Origin of the sequence: Streptomyces sp. NBC_01478, assembly GCF_036227225.1 — a bacterium.
Lineage (GTDB): Bacteria > Actinomycetota > Actinomycetes > Streptomycetales > Streptomycetaceae > Streptomyces.
Genome location: NZ_CP109444.1, coordinates 8236089 through 8261786, shown reverse-complemented (window position 1 = coordinate 8261786; position 25698 = coordinate 8236089). Strand labels below are relative to the sequence as shown.

General features: G+C 68.0%; 23 protein-coding genes. 11 read left to right on the top strand and 12 right to left on the bottom strand.

The genetic code is table 11. The annotated features are described in order from the left end of the window. Positions 1-10: 10 nt before the first annotated feature. Positions 11-367, top strand: a complete 357-nt coding sequence (locus OG223_RS37525; protein WP_329258515.1) for an ArsR/SmtB family transcription factor — start codon at positions 11-13, stop codon at positions 365-367. Then, complete coding sequence (locus OG223_RS37520; protein WP_329258512.1) at positions 364-1542, top strand: MFS transporter; 1179 nt, start codon at positions 364-366, stop codon at positions 1540-1542. Before OG223_RS37525 ends, OG223_RS37520 begins: the two co-directional genes overlap by 4 nt. Before the next feature lie 222 nt (positions 1543-1764). Here OG223_RS37520 and OG223_RS37515 read toward each other — a convergent pair whose 3' ends face one another. The 5 genes from OG223_RS37515 to OG223_RS37495 all read right to left on the bottom strand — a co-directional run bounded on the left by OG223_RS37515 (position 1765) and on the right by OG223_RS37495 (position 5298). Continuing rightward, entirely contained in the window at positions 1765-2724 is a 960-nt protein-coding gene (locus OG223_RS37515) for a bile acid:sodium symporter (protein WP_329265683.1), read from the bottom strand. Between the two features lie 142 nt (positions 2725-2866). Continuing rightward, positions 2867-3193 carry a hypothetical protein gene (locus tag OG223_RS37510; protein WP_329258509.1) on the bottom strand — a complete coding sequence of 109 codons (327 nt, stop codon included), beginning with the start codon at positions 3191-3193 and terminating at the stop codon, positions 2867-2869. Next, positions 3190-3972, bottom strand: coding sequence for a heavy metal-responsive transcriptional regulator (locus OG223_RS37505; protein ID WP_329258506.1), 783 nt, complete (start codon positions 3970-3972; stop codon positions 3190-3192). Before OG223_RS37505 ends, OG223_RS37510 begins: the two co-directional genes overlap by 4 nt. 241 nt (positions 3973-4213) lie before the next feature. Continuing rightward, complete coding sequence (locus tag OG223_RS37500; protein WP_329258503.1) at positions 4214-4993, bottom strand: MIP/aquaporin family protein; 780 nt, start codon at positions 4991-4993, stop codon at positions 4214-4216. Beyond that, positions 4990-5298, bottom strand: a complete 309-nt coding sequence (locus tag OG223_RS37495) for an ArsR/SmtB family transcription factor (RefSeq protein ID WP_329258501.1) — start codon at positions 5296-5298, stop codon at positions 4990-4992. Before OG223_RS37495 ends, OG223_RS37500 begins: the two co-directional genes overlap by 4 nt. An 88-nt stretch (positions 5299-5386) precedes the next feature. Here OG223_RS37495 and OG223_RS37490 point away from each other — a divergent pair, with 88 nt between their 5' ends. The 6 genes from OG223_RS37490 to OG223_RS37465 all read left to right on the top strand — a co-directional run bounded on the left by OG223_RS37490 (position 5387) and on the right by OG223_RS37465 (position 10075). After that, a complete protein-coding gene (locus OG223_RS37490) occupies positions 5387-5800 on the top strand; it encodes an arsenate reductase ArsC (RefSeq protein ID WP_329258499.1) in 414 nt (137 codons plus the stop codon). Beyond that, positions 5797-6792 carry a thioredoxin-disulfide reductase gene (trxB, locus tag OG223_RS37485; RefSeq protein ID WP_329258495.1) on the top strand — a complete coding sequence of 332 codons (996 nt, stop codon included), beginning with the start codon at positions 5797-5799 and terminating at the stop codon, positions 6790-6792. The genes OG223_RS37490 and trxB overlap by 4 nt, the downstream gene beginning before the upstream one ends. Before the next feature lie 19 nt (positions 6793-6811). Then, positions 6812-7135 (top strand): thioredoxin, encoded by a 324-nt coding sequence (gene trxA, locus OG223_RS37480; RefSeq protein WP_398852348.1) that lies wholly within the window; start codon positions 6812-6814, stop codon positions 7133-7135. 75 nt (positions 7136-7210) lie between these two features. Further along, complete coding sequence (locus OG223_RS37475) at positions 7211-8644, top strand: FAD-dependent oxidoreductase (protein WP_329258492.1); 1434 nt, start codon at positions 7211-7213, stop codon at positions 8642-8644. A gap of 104 nt (positions 8645-8748) precedes the next feature. Continuing rightward, positions 8749-9420, top strand: coding sequence for an arsenate reductase/protein-tyrosine-phosphatase family protein (locus tag OG223_RS37470; protein ID WP_329258490.1), 672 nt, complete (start codon positions 8749-8751; stop codon positions 9418-9420). Then, positions 9413-10075 carry an arsenate reductase ArsC gene (locus tag OG223_RS37465; protein WP_329258487.1) on the top strand — a complete coding sequence of 221 codons (663 nt, stop codon included), beginning with the start codon at positions 9413-9415 and terminating at the stop codon, positions 10073-10075. The genes OG223_RS37470 and OG223_RS37465 overlap by 8 nt, the downstream gene beginning before the upstream one ends. Before the next feature lie 369 nt (positions 10076-10444). On the opposite strand, the gene OG223_RS37460 is transcribed toward OG223_RS37465, so the two are convergent. From OG223_RS37460 to OG223_RS37430, 7 genes are all read right to left on the bottom strand, one after another. After that, on the bottom strand, positions 10445-11104 hold the full coding sequence (locus OG223_RS37460) for a hypothetical protein (RefSeq protein WP_329258485.1): 660 nt from the start codon (positions 11102-11104) through the stop codon (positions 10445-10447). Positions 11105-11122: 18 nt separating this feature from the next. Continuing rightward, positions 11123-16603: a DUF6531 domain-containing protein gene (locus OG223_RS37455; protein WP_329258483.1), complete on the bottom strand. Its 5481-nt coding sequence runs from the start codon at positions 16601-16603 to the stop codon at positions 11123-11125. A gap of 783 nt (positions 16604-17386) precedes the next feature. Then, entirely contained in the window at positions 17387-18856 is a 1470-nt protein-coding gene (locus OG223_RS37450; RefSeq protein ID WP_329258480.1) for a UvrD-helicase domain-containing protein, read from the bottom strand. A gap of 535 nt (positions 18857-19391) precedes the next feature. Continuing rightward, positions 19392-20273, bottom strand: coding sequence for a DUF6083 domain-containing protein (locus tag OG223_RS37445; RefSeq protein WP_329258477.1), 882 nt, complete (start codon positions 20271-20273; stop codon positions 19392-19394). 159 nt (positions 20274-20432) lie between these two features. Continuing rightward, complete coding sequence (locus tag OG223_RS37440; RefSeq protein WP_329258474.1) at positions 20433-20696, bottom strand: helix-turn-helix transcriptional regulator; 264 nt, start codon at positions 20694-20696, stop codon at positions 20433-20435. Positions 20697-21910: 1214 nt separating this feature from the next. After that, on the bottom strand, positions 21911-23026 hold the full coding sequence (locus OG223_RS37435) for an ImmA/IrrE family metallo-endopeptidase (RefSeq protein ID WP_329265679.1): 1116 nt from the start codon (positions 23024-23026) through the stop codon (positions 21911-21913). After that, a complete protein-coding gene (locus OG223_RS37430; RefSeq protein ID WP_329258471.1) occupies positions 23026-23421 on the bottom strand; it encodes a hypothetical protein in 396 nt (131 codons plus the stop codon). The genes OG223_RS37435 and OG223_RS37430 overlap by 1 nt, the downstream gene beginning before the upstream one ends. Positions 23422-23601: 180 nt before the next feature. Between OG223_RS37430 and OG223_RS37425 the strand changes: the two genes are divergently transcribed. Genes OG223_RS37425 through OG223_RS37415 form a run of 3 tightly spaced genes read left to right on the top strand, consistent with a single transcriptional unit; the run spans position 23602 to position 25696 of the window. After that, the gene (locus OG223_RS37425) at positions 23602-23853 is read left to right on the top strand and encodes a hypothetical protein (protein WP_329258468.1); all 252 of its coding nucleotides are present in this window, start codon (positions 23602-23604) and stop codon (positions 23851-23853) included. Then, entirely contained in the window at positions 23850-24221 is a 372-nt protein-coding gene (locus OG223_RS37420) for a hypothetical protein (protein WP_329258465.1), read from the top strand. The genes OG223_RS37425 and OG223_RS37420 overlap by 4 nt, the downstream gene beginning before the upstream one ends. Next, complete coding sequence (locus OG223_RS37415; RefSeq protein ID WP_329258453.1) at positions 24218-25696, top strand: ThiF family adenylyltransferase; 1479 nt, start codon at positions 24218-24220, stop codon at positions 25694-25696. Before OG223_RS37420 ends, OG223_RS37415 begins: the two co-directional genes overlap by 4 nt. Positions 25697-25698 lie beyond the last annotated feature (2 nt).

The following is a 25698-nucleotide window of genomic DNA, read 5'->3' as shown; positions in this document are numbered from 1 at the left end:
TCGATTACCGATGAGTGACTTCCTGGAACGTTCCGAGGCCGAGGAGTACGCGAGCTGGTTCAAGGCGCTGGCTGACGCCACGCGGATTCAGATCGTGACGCTGCTGGCGCGCAGTGCTATGCCGTTGACGGTCGGGCAGATCGTGTCCGCGGTGGAGGTGGGCCAGTCCACGGTGTCGCACCACTTGAAAGGGCTGGCCGACGTGGGGTTCGTGCTGGTGGAGCGGGAGGGCTCCTTCAGCCGCTACCGGCTCAACGAGGAGTGCGTGCAGGCGTTTCCTTCGGCCGCCGATGTAGTGATGGGCCGGCCCGCGCCCGCGCCGGTCGCGTCAGGCGATGGCCGAGGCCGACGGGGCAGGGACCGATGAGCGCGACCGCGATGGCCGAAGGACCGACGCCCGAGCCGCTGGCGGGGCGGCGTTCGACAGCGGTCTATGCGGTGTTGCTGGGACTGGGGGTGCTGGACGCGGCCGGGTACAGCCTGATCGCACCGGTGCTTCCGGAACTCGCGCAGCACACCGAGGCCAGTGTCACCGTGATGGGGATGCTGGTGGCCACATTCCCTCTGGGCATGGTCGCCGGTTTCGCGCTGGGCGGCGCCGCAGTGCGACGTCAGGCACCGGCGTCAGTGATCATGGTCAGCCTGGCGCTGGTCGCGATGGGGAGCTTGGGGTTCGTCTTCGGCTCGGACTTGGCCGTCTTCGCGCCGGCCCGTCTGGTGATGGGGCTGGGCTCGGGCTGTCTGTGGCTGGGCATCACCTTCACTACGCTGGCCAGCTGGCCCGGCCAGGAGTACCTGTGCATGAGCCGTGTCTTCGCCGCCTACTCCGCGGGTGGCTTGCTGGGTCCCCTGCTCGGCTCCATCCACGGCGTGCGCGACCCCTTCGCCGTCTACCTCGTACTCACCCTGCTGATGGCCGTACCCGTATTGGCGCTGCAACTGCCCGCACATGGTGCGACGTTCACCGCCGACCGCCGGGCACTGCGCTCACGCGGGTTCTGGGCGGCCAGCGCCGGTATCGCCTTTGCGGTGATGGCTCTGGGCACCCTGGAAGGAGTGCTGCCACTGCACTTCGGCACCAAGCTCGCTCAGGCCCAGATCGGCGCGCTCTACGCGGCGACTTCGGTACTGGTGGCCGTCGCCGCCGCGCTGGCCGCCCGGCTCAGCCCGCGCCGGGCCCTACTGGCCTCGACCGCGCTGGTCATCGCCGGGCTCGCTGCCGCCGGGGCCAGTTCCTCGGTACCGGTGTGGATCGTCTCCCTGGCAGTTGCGGGATGCGGCATCGGGCTGGCCAACACCGGCGCCATCGGGGTCCTGCTCGACGCCGTACCCGCACAGCGCATCGTCACCGCGATGGTCCTCTGGTCCCAGATCGGCATCCTGGGCTACCTCCTCGCCCCTCTCACGGGCGGGCCCGTCGCCGACGCCTACGGCTACACCGCTGTCGCAGCCGCTGTCAGCGTCGGCGGTGTGACTGTCGCCATCACTCTGGCCTGGCAGCAGCGAGGCACGCAGTCATCCGCGGCTTCTGACACACCCTGACAAGAATGGGCAGTGCCCTGCCGTTGAAGTGCAATCACTTGGCTTTGTTCACAGAAGCAAGGGACTGCACTTCGGCACCAGTTCCGGAGGCTCCCGGCCGTCAGGGGTGAGGTGAAATGTTCATGAGCTTGGACAACAGCAAGCACCTTGCAGGCCGGGCCGTCCTCCTAAGTCACCTAGGTCATTCGCCCTCCCCTGCTCCACGAACTCGTCTGTGGCAAGTTAGCCAGCGCTGGCAGGAGCCCTCTCGGGGACCAGCCGGGGCACCAGACGGACGTAGGTGACCATGCCCACGACCTCCACCAGGGTCTGGGTGACCACGACGACCGCGGCGACGGCCAGGTCATCAGGCAGGGCGAGAGCGAGCGGCAGGACGACCAGGGAGTTGCGAGTGGCGCCGGTGAAGACGATTGCGCGGGCTGCCGGGGCTTCGAGGTGGAACAGGTGGGCCACCGCCTTGCCGGCGAATGCCATGACCAGCAGGAAGGCAATGTAGAAGGGGATGACCGCAGCGACGTCGGCGAGGCTGTCGCCCAGCTTGGGGACCTGGGAGGCGACCACGACCAGCAAGGTGGCGGCCATCAGCGGCACCATCGTGGTGGTCGCCGCGTCGGAGACCTTCTGACCGGCCGGACGGCGCGCGGCCCATGCCTGCAGGGCCCAGGCAAGGGCCAGCGGGATGACGATCAGGATCAGGAACGCCTCAAGGAACGGTCTGACCTCGACGATGTCGGCCAACTCCGAACCCATGAAGACGTACAGGAACCCGGGCAGCAGCAACATCTGCGTGACGAGCAGTACCGGGGTGGCGGCCAGCAGGCGGCGGTTGCTGCCGCCGGCCAGCCCGGAGAAGACGATGACGTAGTCCACGCACGGGCACAGCAGCACCAGCAGGATCCCGAGACGGACGGCCTGGTCGGAGGGCAGGAACGCGAACATCGCGGCGACCACCAGCGGCACCACCACGAAATTCACCACCAGTGCGGCGGACAGGAACCGGCCGTCGCGCAGTGAGCGGACCAGTTCGGCGGCCGGGACCTGGAGGAAGGTGACGAACAGCAGCGCACCGAGCACCGGGTTGATGGCGTGCTCCAGCCCCGGCCCCGCTCCGGGGGCAGCCCAGCCAAGCAGCGCGCCTGCCGCCATCGCCGCCAGGTAGATCGCGACCTGGTGGTGTTCCATCCGCTCGACCAGGCCCTGCGCTCCCTGCTGCTGCGGCACCCGAACGGCTCCTTCGTACCGATCAGAGGCCCCGGTCGGCGGCCCCGCCTCATCCTCACAGGCCACCGGGCCAGCTCCTCCCCCGCCCCCGCGGCGCCGTGCTTCAGCGCCCGCTCTTCGCTCTCTCGGACTCGTCCGCACTCGGACCGAGGGTGGGCATGCCGAGATCCGTGGGGGCCAAGGCCGGGGCCGTGCCGCAAGCCGCCTTCCTGCGCCGCTGCCGAACCATGAGCATGCCGAGTCCGGCGGCCACGGCCAGCACCGCGAAGACGGGCATCCACAGCGCCCCGACCGCGGAGGTGACGCCGATACCGCCGAGGATGGCGAGGAGCGGCCCCGCACAGCACACCGCGCAGGCGGCGAGGGCAGCCGCGCCGGCGCCGAGGGTGCCCCACGGACGGGCCGGGCGGGGAGAGGAGGGGGTGGTCATGCGGTCGCTCCGAACAGGTCGGCCAGCATGCCGGCGGCGCTCTCGGGCGCGCGAACATCCAACTGGAGGGCGTCGGGGGTCAGATGGAGGGTGAAGTCGAAGAAGGCGCAGCAGCCCTGCTCCGCCGCCGCGAGGGCCGCGACCTCGGCGGCGAGGTCGGCGCCGGCCGGGAAGACGAGCCGAAGTCCGTCCGGGATGTCCTCGCGCCGCTCGGCCCTGCCGGCCAGCGTGCGCCACTGCTCGGTGCGCTCGCCGAGTTCGGCACCGCCCAGCGTGCACGCCACGGCGGCCTGGCGCCACGTTTCGGGAACCTCTTCGGGTGCGGGGCGGGTGGATGACAGCAGTACCGGGACCGGTCCGGGGGCCGCGGTCGACGTCGTGGTGGTGCAGCCGCAGTCCGGACCGCACGCACCCTCGGGGGCCGGGCCCGACAGGTCGGCGTGGACACCGGCAAGACGGCCGCTGAACGCCCGCAGCTCGGCGATGCGGCCGTCGGTCTCCGTGATCCGGGCGGCGACCAGTGGCAGCATCCGGGCCCGTACCGAGGCGCACACGCCTTCCTCGCGCACGTCCAGGAGCTCGCGGATCTCCTCCAGTGCCAGGCCCAGGAGCTTCGCCGAGGAGATGAACGCCAGGCGCTCCACCGCGTCGTCGCCGTACTGGCGGTACCGGGCCGGGGTGCGGTCCGCGGGCAGCAGGCCGGCGTCCTCGTAGAAGCGCAGTGTCGTGGCCGGAACGCCGGAGAGATCCGCCAGCTGCGAGATCCGGTAGGTCGTCATGCGTCCGACGGTAAACCTTCGACCCGACTTGAAGGTCAAGCGTTCACGGCTGCTGCCCTGCACAGGAGCAAGGCCGTCCACCGTGTACGGGGTGCCCCTGGCCCTCGTGTACATCGCCCTTCAGCGGATCGGCCCGACCTCCCCTGCACACCACTGGCTCCTACCCTCGGCACAGGTACGTGTGGTGAAACTGCAGCCCGTCATGAAGCACCGCAGATCACCACCACCTGTGTCGTGTACGTCATTCGGCAGGGCGACCGCGCATGAAGACAAGCGCCACCAGGGCCAACCCGACCACCCCACCGACGAGTTGCATGCCGATGAACCCCAGGACCGAACCCGGCGCGATGCCCGCGAATGAGTCGGTGAAGGCGCGGCCGATAGTCACGGCGGGGTTGGCGAAGGACGTCGACGACGTGAACCAGTACGCGGCGCCGATATAGGACGCGACGGCCACGGGCGCGAACTGCAGCCGGTCGGCACGCGCCAGGCCGAAGATCAGCAGGATCAGACCAGCCGTCGCGACCACCTCACCCAGCAACAGATGCCCGGCCGAACGGTCATGCGTGGACCACTTCACAAGCGGCTCGCCGAACATCGCATCCGCCAGGATCGCGCCCACGATCGCACCCACGATCTGCGCGGGCACATACACGGCCACCTCGCGCAGGGTGACCCCGGCGCCGCCACGTCGCGCCGTCCACCACTCGGCCAGCGTGACGACCGGGTTGAAGTGCGCACCGGAGACCGGTCCGAACAACAGGATCAGGATGCCGAGTCCGAAGACGGTGGCCAGGGAGTTGGCCAAGAGCTGCACACCCACGTCGTGGCTCAGGTTGGTGGCCTGGATACCGGAGCCGACCACGACAGCCACCAGCAGCGCCGTGCCTATGAGTTCGGCGGCGGCCCGGGCAACCAGGGGATTACGCGGCGGGGTGGCACCCGGCGCAGACCCGACGGAGGCCGGCTCGGCGGCGTGTGCGGCGGACTCCGCGACCGGGGCGGCTTCGGCGGCGGTCATGGGCAGGCCCTCTTGTTCTCTACGGCGGCACGAGCGGACTCGGCCAGGTCGGCAAACTGACCGGCGAGCGAGGCGAAGACTTCCGGACGCAGCTTGTAGTACGTGTACCGGCCGCACGGCTCCGTCTCGACGACCCCGGCCTCGCGCAGCACCTTCAGGTGGTTGGAGAGGTTGGTCTGCCGGGCACCGGTCTCCTCCACGAGGTGAGTGGTGCACAGCGTTTCTTGGGCGAGCAAGGTCACGATCTGGAGCCTTAGCGGGTCGGCCAGAACCCGGATCAGATCAGTGTCGACTGACGTCAGCATGCGCTGATACTGTCACATCAGCGGTGACTGACACCACCGGGTACTGATATGTCGTGCCCGTTCTGTTGCGAGACAAGAGAGACCTCTGATGGCCGACAAGCCCTCCGTGCTGTTCGTCTGCGTCCACAACGCCGGCCGTTCCCAGATGGCCGCCGCGTGGCTGACCCACCTGGCCGGGGACCGCGTCGAGGTCCGGTCCGCCGGTTCCAACCCGGGCGCCGGCGTCAACCCGGCCGCCGTCGAGGCCATGGCCGAGGTCGGCATCGACATCTCCGCGGAGGTCCCGAAGATGCTCACCGTGGACGCGGTGAAGGAGTCGGACGTCTGCATCACCATGGGCTGCGGCGACACCTGCCCCGTCTTCCCCGGCAAGCGGTACCTGGACTGGACGTTGGAGGACCCGGCGGGCCAGGGCGTCGCGGCCGTCCGTCCGATCCGCGACGAGATCAAGGTGCTCGTAGAGGGCCTGCTCAAGGAGATCGCGCCGGAGCCGCAAGCATGAGTACAGCGACGGACACGACTGCGGACGTACGCAACGTCATCGTCATCGGCTCCGGCCCCGCCGGATACACCGCCGCCCTCTACACCGCCCGCGCTTCGTTGAAGCCGCTGATCTTCGAGGGCGCGGTCACGGCCGGCGGCGCGCTGGTGCAGACGACCGAGGTGGAGAACTTCCCCGGCTTCCGCGACGGCATCATGGGCCCGGACCTCATGGACAACATGCGGGCCCAGGCCGAACGCTTCGGCGCCGAACTCGTCCCCGACGACATCGTCGAGGTCGACCTCACCGGCGCCGTCAAGACCGTCACCGACAGCGCGGGTACGGTCCACCGGGCGAAGGCCGTCATCGTGGCGACCGGCTCGCAGCACCGCAAGCTGGGCCTGCCCGGCGAGGACGCGCTCTCGGGCCGGGGTGTGTCGTACTGCGCGACCCGCGACGGCTTCTTCTTCCGCGGGCACGACATCGTGGTGGTCGGCGGCGGCGACACGGCGATGGAGGAGGCCACCTTCCTCTCCCGCTTCGCCTGTTCCGTGACGATCGTCCACCGTCGCGACACCCTGCGGGCGTCCAAGACCATGCAGGACCGCGCGCTCGCGGACCCGAAGATCTCCTTCGCCTGGAACAGCGAGGTCGCCGAGATCCACGAGGACGGCGGCAAGCTCGCCGGGCTCACCCTGCGCGACACCGTCACCGGCGAGACCTCTCGCCTCCCGGCAACCGGCCTGTTCGTCGCCATCGGCCACGACCCGCGCACCGACCTGGTCACCGGCCAGCTGGACCTGGACGACGAGGGCTACCTCAAGGTCGCCTCCCCCTCCACGCGTACGAACATCGCGGGCGTCTTCGGCGCGGGCGACGTGGTCGACCACACCTACCGCCAGGCCATCACCGCGGCCGGGTCCGGCTGCGCCGCCGCCCTCGACGCCGAGCGGTACCTCGCCTCCCTGAGCGACTCCGACACCACCGACGAAGCGATCGCAATCGCCGTCTGACGCCTCCTGGAGAATCACCATGGCTCTCAAGAACGTCACCGAGGACTCCTTCGACCAGGACGTTCTCGCCAGCGACAAACCCGTCCTGGTCGACTTCTGGGCCGCCTGGTGCGGCCCCTGCCGCCAGATCGCACCCTCGCTGGAGGCGATCGCCGCCGAGCACGGCGACAAGATCGAGATCGTCAAGCTCAACATCGACGAGAACCCGGCCATCGCCGCCCGCTACGGCGTTATGTCCATCCCGACGCTGAACCTCTACAAGGGCGGCGAGGTCGTGCAGACCATCGTGGGCGCGAAGCCGAAGGCCGCCCTCGAACGCGAACTCGCCGACCACCTCGCCTGACACGCGACGCCGGTGGGGGCGCGAACAGCAGCCCCCACCACCTCCCCTTCTCCGATCTCCGACGGAGGTTTCTCGATGGCCAGCAAACGCATCGTCGCCATCGGCGGGAGCGACGCCGGCATCAGTGCGGCCCTGCGCGCCCGCGAGTTGGATCCCGACAGCGAGGTCACCGTGGTGGTGGCCGACGCCTACCCGAACTTCTCCATCTGCGGCATCCCGTACTACGTCTCCGGAGAGGTCGACCACTGGAGCAGCCTCGCCCACCGCACCCTCGCCGACCTCAAAGCCACCGGCATGGAGGTCCGCACCAACACGCTCGCCACCGGCATCGACGTGACCGGCAAGCGCGTGATGGTGCGCGACGGGACCGGATCGATCGAGCAACTGCCGTACGACGCACTGATCGTGGGCACCGGGGCCGTCAGCTCCCGCCCGCCCATCGAGGGACTGACGGGGCCCGACGCGCTCGGCCCGCAGGACGGCGTTCACCTCCTGCACAACATGGGCGACACCTTCGGGGTCATGCAGTCCATCGCCGCGCGCAACCCGAAGTCGGCCGTCGTCATCGGCGCCGGCTACATCGGCCTGGAGATGGCCGAGGCCCTCACCACCCGCGGCCTGCACGTCACCCAGATCGAGGCCCTGCCCGAGGTCCTGCCCACCGTGGACCGCGAACTCGGCGCCCTCGTCCATGACGAACTCACCTCCAACGGCGTCGAAGTCATCACCGGCACCCAGGTCTCCGCGATCGCTCGCGACGCCGTCGGCGACACACTCCAGGTGCGCGCCACCGGGCCGAACGGCAATCCCTTCACCCGCAGCGCCGACCTCGTCCTGGTCGTCGTCGGCGTACGACCCGACACCACCCTCGCCGCCACCGCCGGAGCCCAACTCGGCGTGAAGGGCGCGATCGACGTCGACGAGTACATGCGCACATCACTGCCCGACGTCTACGCGGCCGGAGACTGCGCCGTCACCCACCACCGCCTCCTCGGCAAGACCTGGCTCCCGCTCGGGACGACCGCCCACAAACAGGGCCGGATCGCCGGCGAGAACGCCCTCGGCGGCACCCGCTGGTTCGCGGGCAGCCTCGGCACCCAGGTGGTCAAGGTCTTCGACCTCGTCGCCGCCCGCACCGGCCTGCGCGACCACGAAGCCGCCGACTCCGGCCGGGGCTGGACACCGGCGACCACCGCGAGCCGCCCCGACGACCACAAGGCGTACTACCCCGGCGCCACCCCGATCTCCATCCGCGTCACCGGCGACACCAAAAGCGGCCTCCTGCTCGGCGCCCAACTCGTCGGACGGCGCGGCGCGGAGATCTCCAAGCGCGTGGACACGTACGCCACCGCGCTCTTCCACGGCATGCCGGTAGACGGCCTCAGCGAACTCGACCTCTCCTACACTCCTCCCCTCGGCTCCCCATGGGACGCGGTCCAAATCGCGGCACAGGCATGGATGAGCGAGCACCACCTCGACGTACAGCGCCGCATGCTGGGCGCCCTCTGACGGCCTTACCCACCAAACACCGCCCCTCTCCCCCCGCAGAACCATTGACTCCAGGCATTAGCTCAACGAATATTGAGTCAATGAACGCTGAGTGGTCTACATCCATGGTGTCGCGGGCGCAACGGCACGCGGCACTGGGGGAACCCGCACGCCTGGCGATCATCGACAGACTCCTGCTGGGCGACGCCTCACCCAGCGAACTCGGCCAGGAACTGGGCCTGCCCAGCAACCTCCTGGCCCACCACCTCAAGCTGCTCGAACAGGTCGGCCTGATCGAGCGGTCCCGCTCCGAAGGAGACCGACGGCGCACCTACCTGCGCCTACGCGTGCAGAACCTGGCCGACCTCATGCCAACACCCTTGCGTACGGCACCCCGTGTGGTGTTCGTCTGCACCCACAACTCCGCCCGCTCACACCTCGCCGCGGCCCTATGGAAGCGCCACAGCACCGTCCCTACCGCCTCGGCCGGAACCGATCCCGCGCGACGCATTCACCCCCGAGCCGTCGCGACCGCACGCAAACACGGCCTCTCCCTGGCCCCCACCCGTACTTCCCACATCGACGAGACGCTGCGCCCGGACGACCTCGTGATCGCCGTCTGCGACAACGCTCACGAACATCTCGGCCCCCGGGTCCCCGACCGTCTGCACTGGTCGGTCCCCGACCCCACCCGCACTGGCACCGACGAAGCCTTCGCCGCCGCCTTGAGTGACCTCGCCAACCGGATCGACCGGCTGGCCCCCGCCGTCCGACCTCCTGGAGGCAGCGATGACTGAGACCGAGTCCTTCCCACACCGCGACTTGAGCATCGACCAGCAACTCGCCCTGCGTACCGCCGCCACCCACCTGCGCCGCCAGTTCGACGGCACCTTCGGCGAGGAAACCATCGAACGGTTCCTCCACTCCAGCTACGACCAGTTCGCCGGCCGCAGCACCATCCCCAACTACCTGCCACTCCTGGCCGAACGGTTCGCCCGCCAGCGCCTGCACGCCCTGGCCAAGGTCGAAGGCCACATCACCGACGGCAAGCCCGTCGTGCTCTTCCTCTGCGTTCACAACGCCGGGCGCAGCCAGATGGCCCTCGGCTTCTTCCAGTACCTCGCCGGTGACGGCGCCGTGGCCTGGTCGGGCGGCTCCGAACCGGGAAACGAGATCAACCCGTCGGCCATCGCCGCGATGAGCGAGCGCAGCATCGACATCTCCCGCGAGTTCACCAAGCCCTGGACCGAGGAGATCGTCCGCGCCGCCGACGTCGTCGTCACCATGGGCTGCGGCGACGCCTGCCCGGTCTTCCCCGGCAAGCGGTACCTCGACTGGACCCTGGACGACCCGGCTGGCCAGACCGTCGACGACGTCCGGCCTATCCGCGACGCGATCGAGCGCCGGGTCCGCGGGCTACTTGACGACCTCGATGTACCGGCGCAGCACTGACAACAGTCATTGCGTCATCCAGCGCTACCAGACCTGCCGCCAACAGAGAGCGCGTCCGCGCACGGCATGAGCAGTCGACGCAAATCCTCACGTCGAGGCAGACAACCAGGCCGAGTTCGGCGCGGGCAGCACCAGAAGGACGTGCACGTAATCAGCGCTGCGGACCGGTGTGGAGCCTCGCCCATGCGGTGCCCCACACTCGGCATCAAGAGCCCGGGATCAGCTTCTGGGCCTCGACCAGTTCTCACGTACATGTGGGGACAACCGGTCTTTCGGGCAGCCTCCCAGATCGTTGTTGCGCAGCCAGATCGAGTCCACCGTGGTCGATCGGCAGAAAGACCGCCAATGACAGGCCCTCCGGATCTCAGATCAAGGGCTCCCCTGAACCCTTCCCCTTCGACTGGCGAGCAACTGCGCCACAGTTTCTCCGAGCGCAAGGTCGGCAGAAATGTCAAGCCAAGAGGTGAGCTCTCCCGAAATATTCACATCGGACACCTTCTCCTGGAACCAGCGCACTTCGGACAGCAGGTTGTTCAATACCAGGAGTTCGGCGACTCCAGGGACACGGACCGCCCGATCGAATTCTTCACCTTGCAGGTGTGCGGTGAGTGCATCCAGGTATCGCTCACGCCTAATACCGGCCACCTGCAACGCCTGCACACGAGTAAGGGAGAAGCACTCCAGAACTCGCGCCACCACGGAATCAACCTGCAGGTTCCGGGGTACATCTCGCACACCGTCATTCATTGCCTTGCGGGAGAATCTCATGTACTCGCCGGCAATGTCCGCCTGGGCGTCAATCTCCAGTTCACGGTCGATGAAATCCAGCAGCCTCGATGCGAAGGCAAGCCGCATAGTCAGGTCGATGTCCGACTTCTGATTGACGGCGTAGTAATCTGTGAACGCGATGTCTACCAGGGCAAGGACCCATCTCGCCCGGCGTCCCGGAGACATCGGCGGGGACAGCCGCCAGAGGGCCTCCGAGAGCTGTGCGGGTTCAAGCCTGATAAGCGTGCCGTAGTCGGCCATCGGATTATTCAATGCCGATCACCACGCGAACGGCCTGACGGCCTCTCCCGGAACATCTATGCCTGCGTTTCGGAATGCATTGACGCCTGACTGAAGATAGGAATCGGGCACATCGAGGTCCAGCATCGGATAGTAGTGGCCGCTCTTGTCACTGATGAGGCTCACCGATCCGTTCGTGAAGGTTACATCTCCGGCTCCCTGCACTCGGCCCCCTCCGAACAGTACGGAGTGTTTGATCTTGTTGGACGCGTCCGGGATGATGCGGAGTTTCCCATCGGCCCCAACGGCCCACAAGTAGTTGCCTCCGTTTGTCACTGCGTCGTCGAATGCACGAGTTCCCGTGTCGATGGGAGCCACTCCCGCATCTGCTGCGTCGGCCAGTTCCTGGGCGAGCACGTCCGGATCGTCGTAAAGATTGGGGTACGTACGAGGCTGCGCGCCGGAGTCCTCAACTGCGGAGAGCCACGTGGGGGTACCGGAGGAAAACAGGCCGGAGAAGGCTCCGCCGAGTGCTCCGAGAAGCAGGTCGCCGGGGGTGGTGGGTTCGCACAGGGCGTTGTCGAAGGCCCAGGTGTAGGCCGCGCCCACGCCCGCGTTGACGGTGGCCGAGGTCGCCGTGGCGGCGGTGCTGCCTTCTTCCAGACCCAGGAGGTCCACGGCTCCTGCGCCGGCCGCGGGCATGAGGAGCCCGGCGCCGAAGCCGTACAGGGCGCCCTTGCCGGCGGCGGTGCCGAAGCCGCTCCAGCTGAAGTCGTGGGGGTGGCTGAGGGAGTAGCCGATGCCGCCGAAGACTCCGCCGACGATGCCGCCGACAGCGGCGCTGACGCATTCGGGGCAGGCGCCCGAGGGGTCGGTGAGGGTGGTCGGGTCGTCGTCGGTGTAGGCGTAGGAGGACGTGGAGGGGGCTGCGACGGAGCTGGGTGCGGGGTCGGTGCTGGTGAAGCGGCCGGTGCTCGGGTCGTAGGTGCGGGCCCGGAGTTGGTAGCCGAGGGCGGTGCCGGCGGGGTCCTGGTACTGGCCGGTGTAGGTGAAGGGGTTGGCCGGTGCGCCGGTGACCAGGGTGGTGGCTGTGGTGGTGCCGTACGCGTCGTAGGCGTACTTGGTCTGGTCGACCCCGGCCGAGCTGGTGAGGTCGGTGATGGAGCCGGACAGGTCGTGGTGGTCGTAGTAGGTGCCCGCGCTGGTGCGCAGGGTCTGGGGCTCGCCCAGGGGGTCGTAGCGGTAGTCGCCGATCAGGGTGCCGGAGCCGTTGGTCTCGTCGGCGATCTGGGGCAGGGGGTTGTCGATGTCCCAGTAAGTGGTGCGGGAGAGCGTGCCGTTGGTCTTGGTGGTGGTCCGGTTGCCGGCGGCGTCGTAGGTGTAGGTGTACGCGGTGGAGCCGACGGTGGCGCCGGAGAGCTGGCTCGCGGCGTTGTACTTGTAGGTCGTGGTGCCCGCGGAGGTCTGGTCGCCGTCGGCGTCGTAGGTGTAGGCGGTCGTGGTCGAACCGGTGACGGCCTTGGTCAGTTCGTCGGCGGCGTCGTAGGTGTAGCCCGTGCTCGCGGTGCCGGTCGCCTTGGTGAGGCGGTTGCCGGCCTTGTCGTAGGTGTAAGTGGTCTTCGAGGAGCCGGTCGGGCAGCCGGTGGAGCCGGAAGGCGCCGTGCATTCCGAGAGCAGGCGGCCGTTGCTGTCGTAGCTGTAGCCGGTCGGCGGCTGGGCGGTGCCGGCGCGGGTGGACGTCACCGTCGACGGAGAGCCGTTCGCGTCCCGCGTGGCCGACCAACTCGCCAGCGTGCTGGTGGAGTTGGCCGAGGCGATGGTCGCCAGTTGGCCCGCACCGTCGTAAGCGCGGCTCTCCGTATAGCCGTTGGCGGTCGGGAGTGTGGTGGTGGTGAGGTTCCCGGCCGCGTCGTAGGCGTACTTGGTGGTGGCCGAGTTGGCGGTCTGGGCGGTGACCTCGTCGTCGGAGTTGTAGGTGAATGTGGCCTGGTTGCCGTCCGGGTAGGTGCGTGCCGTCACGTCGTTGTCGGCGTCGTAGGTGTAGGTGAACGGCGTGCTGCTGCCGGGGGCGGAGAGGGTGAGCAGCCGGCCCGCGGTGTCATAGGTGGCGGTGCGGCTGCCGGTGGCGTCGGTGATGCCGGTGACCTGGCCGGCCGCGTCGTGGGTGTAGGCGACGGCGGTGGTGCCGTCGCTGTATGCCCGGCCGGTCGGCAGGCCGCGGCCGTCGTAGGCGGTGGTGATGGTCTGGCCGCGGGCGTCGGTCGTGACGGTCGCGTCGCCGTCGGCGTCGTAGGCGTAGCTGTCGGCGCGGCCGAGCGGGTCGGTGGTCTTGGTGAGGCGGTGGTCGGCGTCGTACGTGTACGCCGTCGCGTGGCCGTCGGCGTCGGTGCGGCCGGTGATGTCGCCGAAGGCGTCGTAGGTGTACGCGCTCACTCCGGTGTCGGGTGCCGTGACGGTGGTGAGGTTGTCGGCGGCGTCGTAGGCGTAGGCGGTGGAGTTGCCGCGGCCGTCGGTGGTGGAGGCGATGTTGCCGTCGGCGTCGTAGGTGCGGTGGGTGGCGGCGCCGGTCGGGTCGGTGACGGTGGTCGGGTGGCCGGCCTTGTCGTAGGCGTAACTCCACGTGTACGAGGCCGCGTTGGCGCCGGAGACATTGCCCCGGGGGTCGGTGGCGGTGATACGGCGGCCGTCGTCGTCGACCGTGTAGGTCGTCACCGCGCCCAACGGTGAGGTGACGGAGGTCAGATCGTGGTCGGTGTCGTAGCCGTAACTGGTGGAGTAGAAACGCCCATCAGTGATCTTCGTGACCCGGTTGGTCTTGTCGTAGGTCCAACTGACGCTCTGGCTCAGCGGGTTGGTGACCTTGGTGGTGTTGTCATCGTCGTCGTAGGCGTAGGCGGTCGCCCTGCCGAGCGGGTCGGTGACCTTGACGGGGCGCTGGTCGGCGTCGTAGGCGGTGGCGGTGGTCGCACCGGTCGGGTCGGTGACGGTGAGCCGGTCGCCCGCACTGTCATAGCCGTAACTCCACGTGTACGCGGCCTGGTTGGCGCCGGCGACGTTGCCACGCGGGGTGACAGTGCTCAGCAGCCGGCCGCCCTTGTCGTATCCGTAACTCGTGGTGGCGCCCAGCGGATCCGTGACCGAGGCGACCAGACCGGCCGAGTTGTAGACACGAGTTGTGGTTTTGCCCGCCGCGTCCTTCACCGACGTCAGCCGGTTCGCGGCGTCGTGGACGTAACTCATGGCCGCGCCGAGGGGATCGGTGACGGAGGTCAGGTTGTGCGCCGCGTCGTAGGCATACGACGTCTTCTTGCCGCGCGGGTCGGTGACCGAGGTGACGTCGTCCGCGGCGTCGTAGGTGTACACGGTGGTGTCGCCGAGCGGGTCGGAGCTGGTCAGCCGTCTGCCGGACGCGTCGTAGGTGGAGGTGGTCTGCTCGTTCAGCGGCGAGGTGACGGAGGTGAGGTTGCCGGCCGTGTCATAGCCGTAGGACGTCTTCTTGCCGCGCGGTGTCGTCACCGAGGAGGTGAGTCCCGCCGCTGTGTACGTCAGGTTGGTCACCCCGCCGGCGGGGTCCGTGATCGAGGTCAGACGGTTGGCGCTGTCGTAGCCGTAGGTCGTCTTGTCCGAGCGTCCGTCGGTGTAGGTGGCGACGTTGCCGGAGGTGTAGGTCCACTTCTCCGTCATGTTCGGTGTGACATGGGTGAGTTGGTGGCCCGTGGTGTCGTAGGTGTAGGTGGTGTGGTCGCCGAGCGGGTCGAGGACGGAGGTGCGGTTGCCGTAGCCGTCGTAGCCGAAGTACGTCCGGTTGCCGAAGGGGTCGTAACGGGCCGTCAGCAGACCGCCTGCGTACAGGTCACTCCAGACGCCCCCGTCCGGGGCGGTGATGTCCGTCTCCCCGGTCCGGTACACGAACGTGGTGGCCTCGCCCGTGGCGTCGGTCTGTGTGAGGACGCGCCCGGCGGAGTCGTAGTCGTTGCTCACCACGTCGTGACCGAGCGGGTCGTCGATCTTCGAGAGCCGGCCGCCGGTGTCGTAGGTGTAGGTGGTGGTGCCTCCGTCGAGACCCGTGACCGTCGTCAACCGACCCGCGGAGTAGGCGTAGTCGACGTGCCGGCCGTCCGCGAGCGTGACCCGGCTGAGGGTGGAGCCGCTGAACGACAGACTCACCGCGCGCCCGGCGGCGTCCGTCACGGTGGCCAACTGCCCGCCGGAGTAGGCGAATGCGAGCCCCTGCCCCGAACGGTCCTTCCTGCCGGTGAGCAGCCCCGCCGAACTGAACGTCAGCGCCTGGCCGTCCAGCGTGGTCAGTGTGTAGCCGCCCCCGGAAACCGCCGCGAGGGTCGAGCGGGCCAGGAGGGGCGTGGTGAAGGTGCCGGTGGAGGTCTTGGTGTAGGTGAAGGTGGCGCCGTTCTCGTCGCGGACCGTGACGTCACCGTTCGTGGCCACCGTGAGAGAGGTCTCCCAGGGCAGGGTCCAGCCGGTGCCCAGGGCGCCCGAAGTCGTGTCGTTGGACGAGTAGTTGCGCGACAGCGTGAACGGTACGCCGGGGGCAGCCACGGTCGCGTCGGTGAACGCCTCGGCGAAGGCGCCGGTCGACGAGTTCACCGGGTCGCAGTCCAACGCCTGGGGCCGGGCGGCACCGGAGGCCGTGCCGCCGCAGCGGCCACCGTAGGTCTGGGCCGCCTGGAGCGAGGGGAACGTGTAGGCGTTGACCGTGGTCCCACCGGACGTGCCGCCCGTGTCCGTCACGGTGCCGACCACGTCCAGGCTGATGTACTTGCCGCCGCCGGAAGGGCAGTCCTGCGGCACCGTGTACGGCGTGGACACGCGCGGCGGGGCCGGCGTCGGACCGCCGTTGCTGGTGTTGAGCTGCGTGAACGACGAATGCGCGGTGACGACCTGACCGTCGTCGATCGTGATGTTCGCCCCACAGCCCGAGAGTTCCCAGGTGACGTGCACCTGGGCTGTCACATCCAGATAGGTGCCGCTCGTCGAGTCGTAGTCGTCGACCGAGTTCCAGATGTCGGCGCCCAGTGTCAGCGTCTCGCCCGGAACCACCACACCCATGTTGAAAGAACCCGGCGAGACTTCCAGGTTGGCCCAGGCCCGAGGATCGCCGCCGGGCCCCGATATCACCACGTTGTCCGGCACGCCCCAGACGCTGGTGGCGGCAACTGCGTCCGGTTGTAGGGCGGTTATCGCGGCGGCGCCGTGTGCCGAGGCGGTCTTCCGCGCCTTGTCGGTCTCCGTGCGCAGCGCCGACGAGGTGGGGTGCGACCCCCGCAGGGACACAACGGACTTGGCACGCACGCCAGTTGCGCGGTCGTTTCCGACTTCGGTGCGGCGCTGCGCAAGCGTCATCGCGTGCTGCGGCTCCACGGGCCTCGGCCTCGCCGTGGCCGAGGCTCCGCCGACCGAGGCCGGCGCGGCTACCGCCACGGCCGGGACGGCGGAGGTCAGGCCCACGAGGAGAGCGAACACCACCCCGGATCTGAGCAGCTTGAATCGACGGATGTTCATGACGCAGCCCCCTAGGCACGAAACTTCGTGACACCGCGACACTCGGTCGGTCATGAACATGCCGCACCACGCATGGTTTCCCGCCCTGGCGCGGAGCAGCAACGTCCATTTCCCAGACTCGGACGCGAGGGACCCCATCAAGCCAGATGGACGGGTGGTGCGGAAATGGGTAGCTTGCCACCATTATTTCCTGTGCAACATCTGTGACGCCCGAGGTCCTCTTTGCTCTCTATTTGCGGCCTTCACTATGAGTTGACTGCGAGATTTCGAAACAACGGGTATTGCAGAAGACACCCGTAACTCGTGCGCACCCCGATGCAGTTGTCGTCGATCCCATACTTGTCTCGAAGTTGCCGACGCAACACCGTCCGCTCAAGGGCCTCTGGCCGATGCGATGCCCTTCTGGGGGCGCGACCTTCCTCATCGACGTGTGTTCCGATACACGAAGGCCGTCTCGCACCGCGCCCTTGCACGCGCACCCTGCGCAGAGCGGTGCTCCCTGGTTCAGCACGGCCGAATACCGAATGCGTGCCGCCGCCAGGCTGCCGTAGAAAGTGATCTCCCAGCACCTCGAAGCTTGGTCGCACGTACTCGACTGGCACACGTAGTCGGTACGACACGGGAGAGGGCTCAGACCGGCTCATAAGACCAGATCAGAGCCCTACCTGCAGACGATTCAGGTTGTACGCCGACTGTTCGCAGATAGGTGTTTGCTCGCCCCAGCCGCTGTCCAAGATGAAGAACTGGCTAGTTGCTGCCAGCCATGTGCCTCGGTTTGGATCTTCATACGCTGTCGACTACAGCCGGTTGATTCTCGATCCACGTGAGTCCTCCAAGGTCCAGTTGGTGGCGGGCGCGAGTGACTGCGACATAGGCGAGCCGTGCGTCCGTAGCGCTCACGGGTTCCGGGATCGCGCGGCCGCTGTCGTCCTGTTGGTCGCTGTCTGGCGGCGGGGGAAAATCGTCGGCGATTCTGACTTTGGGCCATTCCCGGCCCTTTGCTTTGTGGGCTGTGGAGACCGTGACCTCAGCGTTGTTTTCGTCGGTGAGTGCGTCGACGGCGGCGATGATGGCTTCGGGGCCATGGGTATCGACGAGTTCTACGAACGGCTGAAGGTCCCGGCCAGCGGGGTCGTAATCCGCGTACTCCTGCAACTCGCCCCAGGAGGCGAACAGAACGAGTTCCGGGTGGGAGGTGCGACGGCCGTCCTTGAGGTCCCGGGCGGCGAGAGACAGTGCGACGAGTGTCTGTCCGCCTCGTGTCAGAGCCACCCGTCGGCCGGCTTCCAGTTGCCTCACGACTTCGGTCATGGCGCCGATGTTGGTGCGGCACAGGACTGCGTCCGGAGAGATGACCGGGCTGACTTTGGTGGGAATTGTGTCGGTGCCGGTCAGCCGGATCGGTGCGTCGGTGAAGGCAAGCCACCGATTGGCCTGTTCGGCGAGGAGAGGGCCGAAGCGGAAAGAACGGGTCAGGGTGAGATGGGTGGCGTCGAAGCCTGTCATCACGTCTCGGGCACCACGCCACCCGTAGATGGCCTGTGCGGAATCCCCGACCATCACGAGCTGTGCGTGGCCGCGTTGAGCGGCGAATACCTGTTCCAGGACGGGGTTGGTGTCCTGGGCTTCGTCGAGGAGGAGGAAGTCGGTCTCGATCTTGGGTTCGGTCAGGGCCCAGAGCTTCAGGTAGTGGTCGTGCTCGAAGCGGACGACCCCTTCCTCGTGATTCTGCAGATCTGTCCAGACCTTCCGGGCGAACGGCATGACCGCTTCGGCGAGTTGGGCGTGCTCGGCTGGTGTTCCGAGCCTGCGCAGCGCGGGTACGTGATGGGGTGCCAGAGCCTGGTCGGCGGACTGACAGAAGCGGGCCACTGTACGCAACGCGGCGTGGGACAGCGCCCTGTGGCTGACCTCGTGGTCACCGATGCGGACGGGTGTCCTGATACCGAGGGCCTGTCCAATCCGCCATGCAGGTTGGCGAGGGCTGCTGAGGCGGCGGGCGAAACGGTGGCCAATGGCTGCGTAGGCGGTCGCATGCGCGGTCTTGCACAGCACGGCACGCGGGAATCGGCCTGCGGCATCGTTGGCAATGTCCTTGTTGAAGGCCAGGTAGCGGCCACGGCGACCGGTGCTCGCGGCAAGCAGGCACAGGGTGCTGGTTTTGCCGGTGCCGGCGCCAGCTTGGAGAACCAGGTGCTGTCCGTCGCGGAAGGCGTCGACAGCCTGGGCCTGTTCGTCAGTGGGAGGGTGCAACAGGGGCTCCGTGGAGGAGTGGGTTACGGGGTCGTGTGGGAGCTGTCCGCGTCGTATGAATGAGAGGACGCCCGCTGACGGCTGTGCAGCAGGAGGTGGGCCGCACAGCTCAGTACGTCTTCAGGGGTGTGGTGGGCAAGAAGACTCTTGACCTGCGCGGCCAGTCGTCGAGTGCGGTCCCGCTCGTTCCGTTCAAGGGCCGCTACGACGGCCCGGCCCAGGAAGACTCCGGGTTTCTGCTTCCCGGCTGCCGCGGCCTGGAGAACCGACGAGCGTGTGGCACGAGGCAGGACGACGTTCAACAAAACCTGGCCGGACCCGTCGGTGTAGTGAGTTGTGAGCACGTCGATGGGAAGTAGCCGATCGAGTTCCCGCCGAAGTGACCGCAGTGCCTGGCCAGGCGACTTGCCGCGGCGCACGGTCATCAGCCGGGTGTGGTCGGCATTCGCGGCGAGCGACACCGCCCGACAGGCCCGCTGAAGCTCTCCGCGGGTGACTGGCCTGGTCAGGATGATCTCGATAGCGTGCTGCCGCGTCATCGCCGGGCTGTCTTCCGCGCGTCGCCGCCCGGGCGCGGTCGGCGTCCGTGGATGGGGAGCCTACGACTCACGCAGTCATGGTGAAGAAGTGGATCGAAGGGCTCCCATTCGGCACGTACCAGGTCTGCCGCCGTCGGGGCGGCAGCGTGCTGAGGGCAGCGCTGGGTGCGCCACCGCAACTGCTCTGCGTACGGCAGGGAGGAGAGGTCGTACAGAGCCATCACCTCAGCAGGAAGGGCCAGTTGGCCTCGCTCGGCTGTTGCTGGAACCAAGGTCCAGATACCGGTGGAGCCGTCTGGAGTGAGCAAGATGCGAGTGCAGCGGTCACGATGCCGCGTCTGGGCAACGCACTGGATCTCGCCCACAGGGCGCGCGGCGAGGTAGCGGATGTACAGGATCTGGACGACGGGTCTGGCGGGTCGACAGACGTCCCGTTGCTCCTCCGGAAGGTCCGCGCCTGCGGCCGGGATGAAGGCGCCGGTGTCCGTCAGGCGACGCGTGTTCACCGCCAACGCCCGCCGTAGCCCTGTCAGCGCGGGAGCGATGACGGAGGTGGCATCGCGGGCGGGGCAGACGGCGGCGTGGGCCAGTCGGCACCATACGCTGCCATCCCCGGCGGGATACGCGAGACCGGAGCTGACGTGCCAGCGGCAGCCGGCCGGAACCTCGACCGCCGGCAACTCCCGTGGATGTAGGCGGACGGGGCGGTCACAAGCTCGGTGGTACCACTCGACAAGGTTGCCGCACTCACGGCATCGGTCGCGCTGGGCACAGCGCAGAAGCCGGGTCGGGCTGTCGGGATCGACACGCAAGGAGCGTCGTTGATGGGCCACGACGGGGCTGTTGTCCCAGCGTCGGCGTGTGGGTGAGGGGCGCATGTGTGTGAAGCTGCCAGGCAGCACGCCGGACGGGCGACGCTCGGGCCGGTGGAGTCCACCAAATGGCCCCAATCTTGGCGACACACATTCGATGCGCCGATCACGTGTTCACATCGACCTGCCCGATCGAGTGATTGCCGAACAGGCCCCGACGGTCCGTCAGCCGCCCGTCCGCTCAGGCGGTTCGTGCCCGCGACAGAGGGAACTGAAGAGTTCGTCGAGCGGCGTACCGAGCGCGTGAGCGAGAGCGTGCCAAGTCTTGAGGGTGCCGATCGTCCGACCCTGCTCGATCTCGATGAGGGTCCTTCTGGCCAGGCCGCTCCGGGCGGCCAGCTCGTCGTACGTCCATCTCCGCGCCGCACGCAGCCGAGCGAGCTCCAGACGCAGAGCGCCGAAGTCCGGGTCGGGCGGGAAGATCGTCACCTGACCATCCGACGGTGCAGACACCTGCCCTGTCAGTGCAGACCTCTGCCCTATTTCTGCTAGTCAGCAGCTCAACAGAGGGCAGAGGTCTGCACTACCGTGGGCGCCCGATCCCAGCCCGACGGGGGCCGGCGCGGAAACGACAGGAGGAACGCACGCGCCATGAGGCTCCTCTTCGCTCACCCTGGAGTGCGACGCACCTGGACGGTGGAACTGTGTCCGAAGCCTGGCGGCCCGGTCCTCGTATGCCAGCACTGCACCCATAACGGCCGACCGCTCAACGGCCCCTCGGCACGAACCGAGCTCCTGGCCCATCTGGCATCGCACGCCCGTTGCGATCGCGTCCTGCCTCACCTTCGGACGTGTCAATGCCATGAACGCGGCTGCAGTTGGCATCCTCGCCATCGGGGCTGTAACGGCCCCATCAGGCTCTTGCTCACACGCGAGCGCGGCGGCCGCATTTGGCGCCTCACCGACGCGTGTACAGCGTGCGCTGCGGCTACGTCTCACGCCGCCGTCGTTCCCGAGACAATCCTGGCCACCAGGGCATCGCCCTGCGGACGCTCAGGTTCCACCCGAAAGCGGCGCCACCCCAAAGGGCCCGACAGCCGAACCCGCGTACACGAGATGCTGAACTACCTTGCGGCGGCTCTCCCGGCCGAGACGGGAGCTGCCGCCCGGCTTATCGCCCTTCAATGCGCGTTGCGTCTGAACGACGCTGCTCAGGCCAGGATTCCCCTCGGGGTGTTGCGCAGTCTCCGCCTCAGGCCGACCGCGCCCTCCTGGGAGGAACTCAGCCGGGCACGCTGGCTGCGGACCACCCTTTCCTCCGATCGAGCAGTGACGGTTCAACTTCTCGACGCGGGCTTGCTCGCACAACACCCAGCCCGCCCCGACCGGCTCCAGGCCGCCGACTGGGCTCTGCGCACCGCGTCACGCGTCCGCACCGATGCCACGCCCCTCCAGCAGCTTGCTGCTCTATCTCTGGTGGCCCGTACGGCCCGCGGAAATGACCACGGGTTCGCGGAAGCAGACCTGATGGCGCGGGAGTTCGGATCTCCCGTCGTGATACTTCCTCTGCTGCTCGAACAATTGGTGACCAAGAGAGTCCTGGCTACGTGGGCAACTACTCCGGAAACGGGAGACGTGCAATGGACGTTGCTGACTCACCGCCATGTCCCCGACTTAAGGGAATGACATCTCGGTGACCTCTGTCAGCCGAGCGTGACCTTGCGCTTGAGACCGTTGCCTTTACCCCAGTCATAGACCCGGTCGTGCTGGAGCCGTCCGACGACGATCCCGGACGCGATACCGGCAGAACGGGCGAAGGCTTGGATGTCTGCGAGTGAGAGGTAGCGGGTGGCAGCCAGCCTTCGATATGCCGTGGCGTACTCAGGCGGCAGGAGGACGCTGGCTGCGAACGCGTTTGCCTCGTCTTCGCTGGTGTCTTCGTGACGTTTGTCAGGCGAGAGGTTGTCACGATCGTCCATGAAGGTCAGCCGCTTGCCGTGCAGCAGGACATGCGCGAGCTCATGGAAGAGACTGAACCAGAACTGATCGTCCGTTTTGAACCGGTCGCTCAGGGCCACCATGACCTTGTCGGACGTCAGCCAGCGTGTGGCTCCGGAGACGTTGGTTTTGGTCAGCGCCGGGACGAACACCAACGCAACTCCCACCTGGGCACAGAGACGCGGCAGTTCCTCCGACCAGACGTTCTGATCCTGCAACGTCAATTCACGCAGGCGGGGCAGAAGATCGGTGAGCGCCGCTCGGTCGTACGGCTCGCAGTGCTTTTTGCGCGCTTCACGTTCGGCCAGCCGCAGCCAGGTCGCAGTCGCGTATTCGTTCGGGCTGAGTACAGAGGAGCGACGGAACGCGGCCTGGTAGCCACGCCACACGTTGTGGGCGACTTCGGGGGTGGCCACACCGAAGAAATCGAGCAGCCGCCGAAGGTTCCTCACGTTCTTGGACCCGTCCGGCAGGATGTCGCGGCTGACCAACTCACGTAGAGGGAAGTGGTCGAGCCAGCCGAGATGTTCGCTCAGAGCCCTCTCCTCCTCCTCGCGGGCGAGCTGCGTACGCCAGGCAGCCTCCCGCGCACTCCATAGCCCAGCGGGCACTCCAGTGGCGCGCTCCAGCAACAGGGCGGTGTCGGGGCTGAGCGCTGCGGTGCCCTGAATGACCTGGTTGATGTGCTTGGTGGACAGTCCAGTTCGGCGAGCGAGGTCGGCTTGCGGGATCCCCAGGACCTCCAGGGTCTCCTTCAGGGTCTCCCCAGGGGAAGGGACGGTCTGGGGCGCATACGCGGTCGGGTCAGCGCCGGGGGTCATCACGGTGCCTCTCTTCGGGCATGGAGGGGTGCGGGGCGGGAGCTGAACGCAGCAGGTTCGGGCTGAACATCCGTGACGATCACGGCTCGGACGCCCGCGTAGTCGAGTCTTCCGTCGGTGAGCCGGGGAGGGGGATCGGCGCGCGGACGCAGGTGCAGATCCGCATACGGCCCCAGGGACACGAGCAACAGGCCACGGCCGTCTGGACAAGGGCGCAGCCTGGCCGCCGGCAGGCACGCCAGGGCGGCCAGATGGGCCGCGGCGTCGATCTCCGCCAGCCGCCGTCGCAGCACCGCGGACAGTGCCGCGCCAAAGCGGCGTTCGCGCAGGGCGTCGTCGTTGCAGGACCGGGCCAGCTCGACGTCGAGGTAGGAGAGCTCCACCAGCCGCCTCACGAATCATTTGCATTAACAGGCTTGGTGCATGCTAACATCGGCACAAGATCGAGAGTTTGCATGCACCAGTTTGGTGCATTCAAATCTTCCGACCGGCCATTTCTCCTGTTCACGGGACCAGCACCTCGCGGTCCGTGTCCGTTTGACCCCGGCATCGCCGGGAGACAAGGAGGTCTCGCCATGCCTATGGCAGACGCCGCCCCCAAGACCGTCACGATCACCGTGGACCGTGAGCCGGTCTCCGGGGTTCCCCGCCACACCACGCCGAACGAGATCCTGCGACTGGCCGGGATCAGCCCCGCCAGCCACTACCTCGTCAAGATCACCGGTCGCCACCAGGAGTCCTTCGAGGGGCGGGGCGAGGAGCCGATCACCGTGCACGAGCACGAGAAGTTCGTGTCGCTGTCCACGGGTCCGACCCCGACCTCATGACCACGACCGAGCCGCTCTGGGGGCCTGCCGCGCTGCTGGCAGGCCTTCAGGCCACCGGCTACACGCCCCAGCAGCAGAACGGCTTCATCGTCTTCGACTACACGGTCGAGGCCGGCCCGTACACCGGGCAGACCGTCAAGATCGGAGTGCAGACCGCCGCGGACTTCCCCACGACCCCGCCCAGCGGCCCGCACGTGAGCCCACGCCTCGGACACCCTCATGGGGCCGTCCACCCCTCCGGGCTGGGGACGGAGTGGGAGTACTGGAGCCGTCCGGCCGCCAACTGGGCTGCCGACCGCAGTGTCCCGGGCTACCTACGACACCTGCGCACCCTGTTCGCACAACTCGACGAGCGAGCAGCGGCATGATCACCCGGTTCAGCGCGGCCGTACCCTCGTCCCTCGCCCGACGACTCGGCGAGCATCTCCTGCGTACCGACGGGCAGGAGGACTGCTGTTTCGTCCTGTGGCGTCCGGCCACCGGTGCCCGCCGTACCACCGCCGTGCTGGTGGACGTCGCGCTTCCCCTGGAAGGGGAGCACATCGTGCACGGCACCGTCGATTTCACCAGCGCCTACTTCCTGCGTTCGGCAGCCCTGGCCGCTGAACGTGGCTGCGGTGTCGGCCTGATCCACTCCCACCCGCAGGGGCGCGGCTGGCAGCGTCTGAACCAGGTCGACCACGACGCTGAAGCCTCCTTCGCGGCACAAGCCCTCGCGCTCACCGACCACCCCCTACTCGGGATGACCTTCGCCGGAGGCGACGGCGGGCACAGCGCCCGGATCTGGCAGCAGCACGGACCTCGGCACTACCGGCCGCTGCACGCCGAGAGCGTCCGCGTCGTCGGCGAGGAATTCGCCGTCACTTTCAACAGCCTTCTGCTCCCGACTCCGGTCGTCACGAGCGCGCAGCAGCGCAGTCTCTCCGCGTGGGGTCAGCAGACCCAGAACACCCTGGCCCGACTCCATGTCGGTGTGGTCGGTACCGGCTCGGTCGGCATGCTGGTCGTCGAGGCCCTCGCGCGCACCGGCATAGGCCGCCTCACCCTCTTCGACTTCGACACCGTGGAGACCGTCAACCTCGACCGCCTCCTGCACGCCACATCACGCGACGCCCGCATGAAGCGACCCAAGGTCCGCCTAGCCGCGCGCGAGGCTCGTCGCGCCGCCACCGCCTCGGAATTCCAGGTCACCGCACTGGAGGCGAGCATCACCGAACCGGACGGCTTCGTGGTGGCCGCCGACTGCGACGTGCTCTTCTCCTGCGTCGACCGCCCGTGGCCACGCCACGTCCTCAACCAGCTCGCGTACGCACACCTCATCCCCGTCGTCGACGGCGGAGTCAGCGTCGACGCCCGCGGCGGCAGTCTCCAAGGCGCCGAATGGCGCGCCCACATCGCCGCCCCTGGCCGAGCCTGTCTCGAATGCCTCGGCCAGTACGACTCCGCGTACGTCCCCATGGAGCGCGATGGCTTGCTGGAGGACCCCTCCTACATCACGGGCCTACCCACCGACCATCCTCTGCGCCGCAAGGAGAACGTCTTCGTCTTCTCCACCGCGGCGGCAGCCGCCGAACTGGCCCAGTTCATCACCATGGTGGCCGCGCCTGCCGGGGTCAGTGACACCGGGGCCCACCTGTACCACCTCGCCACCGGCACCCTCGATCGCCGTACCGCAGGGTGTGACCCCCGATGCCCGTACGACACCGCCCTGCTCGGCCTGGGCGATGCCGCGCCCTCCGTCACCGGACGGCACCTCGCGGCGGAGCACGCCCGCGCCGCACGCAATACCTTTCGCTCCCGCATCACCGGGCTCGCGCATCGATGGCGCGAGCCCAGGTCGTGACA

Bases quoted from the DNA above. Each gene is read 5' to 3' on its own strand.
- OG223_RS37525 (WP_329258515.1), top strand. From the start codon at position 11: ATGAGTGACTTCCTGGAACGTTCCGAGGCCGAGGAGTACGCGAGCTGG.
- OG223_RS37520 (WP_329258512.1), top strand. From the start codon at position 364: ATGAGCGCGACCGCGATGGCCGAAGGACCGACGCCCGAGCCGCTGGCG.
- OG223_RS37515 (WP_329265683.1), bottom strand. From the start codon at position 2,724: ATGGAACACCACCAGGTCGCGATCTACCTGGCGGCGATGGCGGCAGGC.
- OG223_RS37510 (WP_329258509.1), bottom strand. From the start codon at position 3,193: ATGACCACCCCCTCCTCTCCCCGCCCGGCCCGTCCGTGGGGCACCCTC.
- OG223_RS37505 (WP_329258506.1), bottom strand. From the start codon at position 3,972: ATGACGACCTACCGGATCTCGCAGCTGGCGGATCTCTCCGGCGTTCCG.
- OG223_RS37500 (WP_329258503.1), bottom strand. From the start codon at position 4,993: ATGACCGCCGCCGAAGCCGCCCCGGTCGCGGAGTCCGCCGCACACGCC.
- OG223_RS37495 (WP_329258501.1), bottom strand. From the start codon at position 5,298: ATGCTGACGTCAGTCGACACTGATCTGATCCGGGTTCTGGCCGACCCG.
- OG223_RS37490 (WP_329258499.1), top strand. From the start codon at position 5,387: ATGGCCGACAAGCCCTCCGTGCTGTTCGTCTGCGTCCACAACGCCGGC.
- trxB (WP_329258495.1), top strand. From the start codon at position 5,797: ATGAGTACAGCGACGGACACGACTGCGGACGTACGCAACGTCATCGTC.
- trxA (WP_398852348.1), top strand. From the start codon at position 6,812: ATGGCTCTCAAGAACGTCACCGAGGACTCCTTCGACCAGGACGTTCTC.
- OG223_RS37475 (WP_329258492.1), top strand. From the start codon at position 7,211: ATGGCCAGCAAACGCATCGTCGCCATCGGCGGGAGCGACGCCGGCATC.
- OG223_RS37470 (WP_329258490.1), top strand. From the start codon at position 8,749: ATGGTGTCGCGGGCGCAACGGCACGCGGCACTGGGGGAACCCGCACGC.
- OG223_RS37465 (WP_329258487.1), top strand. From the start codon at position 9,413: ATGACTGAGACCGAGTCCTTCCCACACCGCGACTTGAGCATCGACCAG.
- OG223_RS37460 (WP_329258485.1), bottom strand. From the start codon at position 11,104: ATGGCCGACTACGGCACGCTTATCAGGCTTGAACCCGCACAGCTCTCG.
- OG223_RS37455 (WP_329258483.1), bottom strand. From the start codon at position 16,603: ATGAACATCCGTCGATTCAAGCTGCTCAGATCCGGGGTGGTGTTCGCT.
- OG223_RS37445 (WP_329258477.1), bottom strand. From the start codon at position 20,273: ATGCGCCCCTCACCCACACGCCGACGCTGGGACAACAGCCCCGTCGTG.
- OG223_RS37435 (WP_329265679.1), bottom strand. From the start codon at position 23,026: ATGACCCCCGGCGCTGACCCGACCGCGTATGCGCCCCAGACCGTCCCT.
- OG223_RS37425 (WP_329258468.1), top strand. From the start codon at position 23,602: ATGCCTATGGCAGACGCCGCCCCCAAGACCGTCACGATCACCGTGGAC.
- OG223_RS37420 (WP_329258465.1), top strand. From the start codon at position 23,850: ATGACCACGACCGAGCCGCTCTGGGGGCCTGCCGCGCTGCTGGCAGGC.
- OG223_RS37415 (WP_329258453.1), top strand. From the start codon at position 24,218: ATGATCACCCGGTTCAGCGCGGCCGTACCCTCGTCCCTCGCCCGACGA.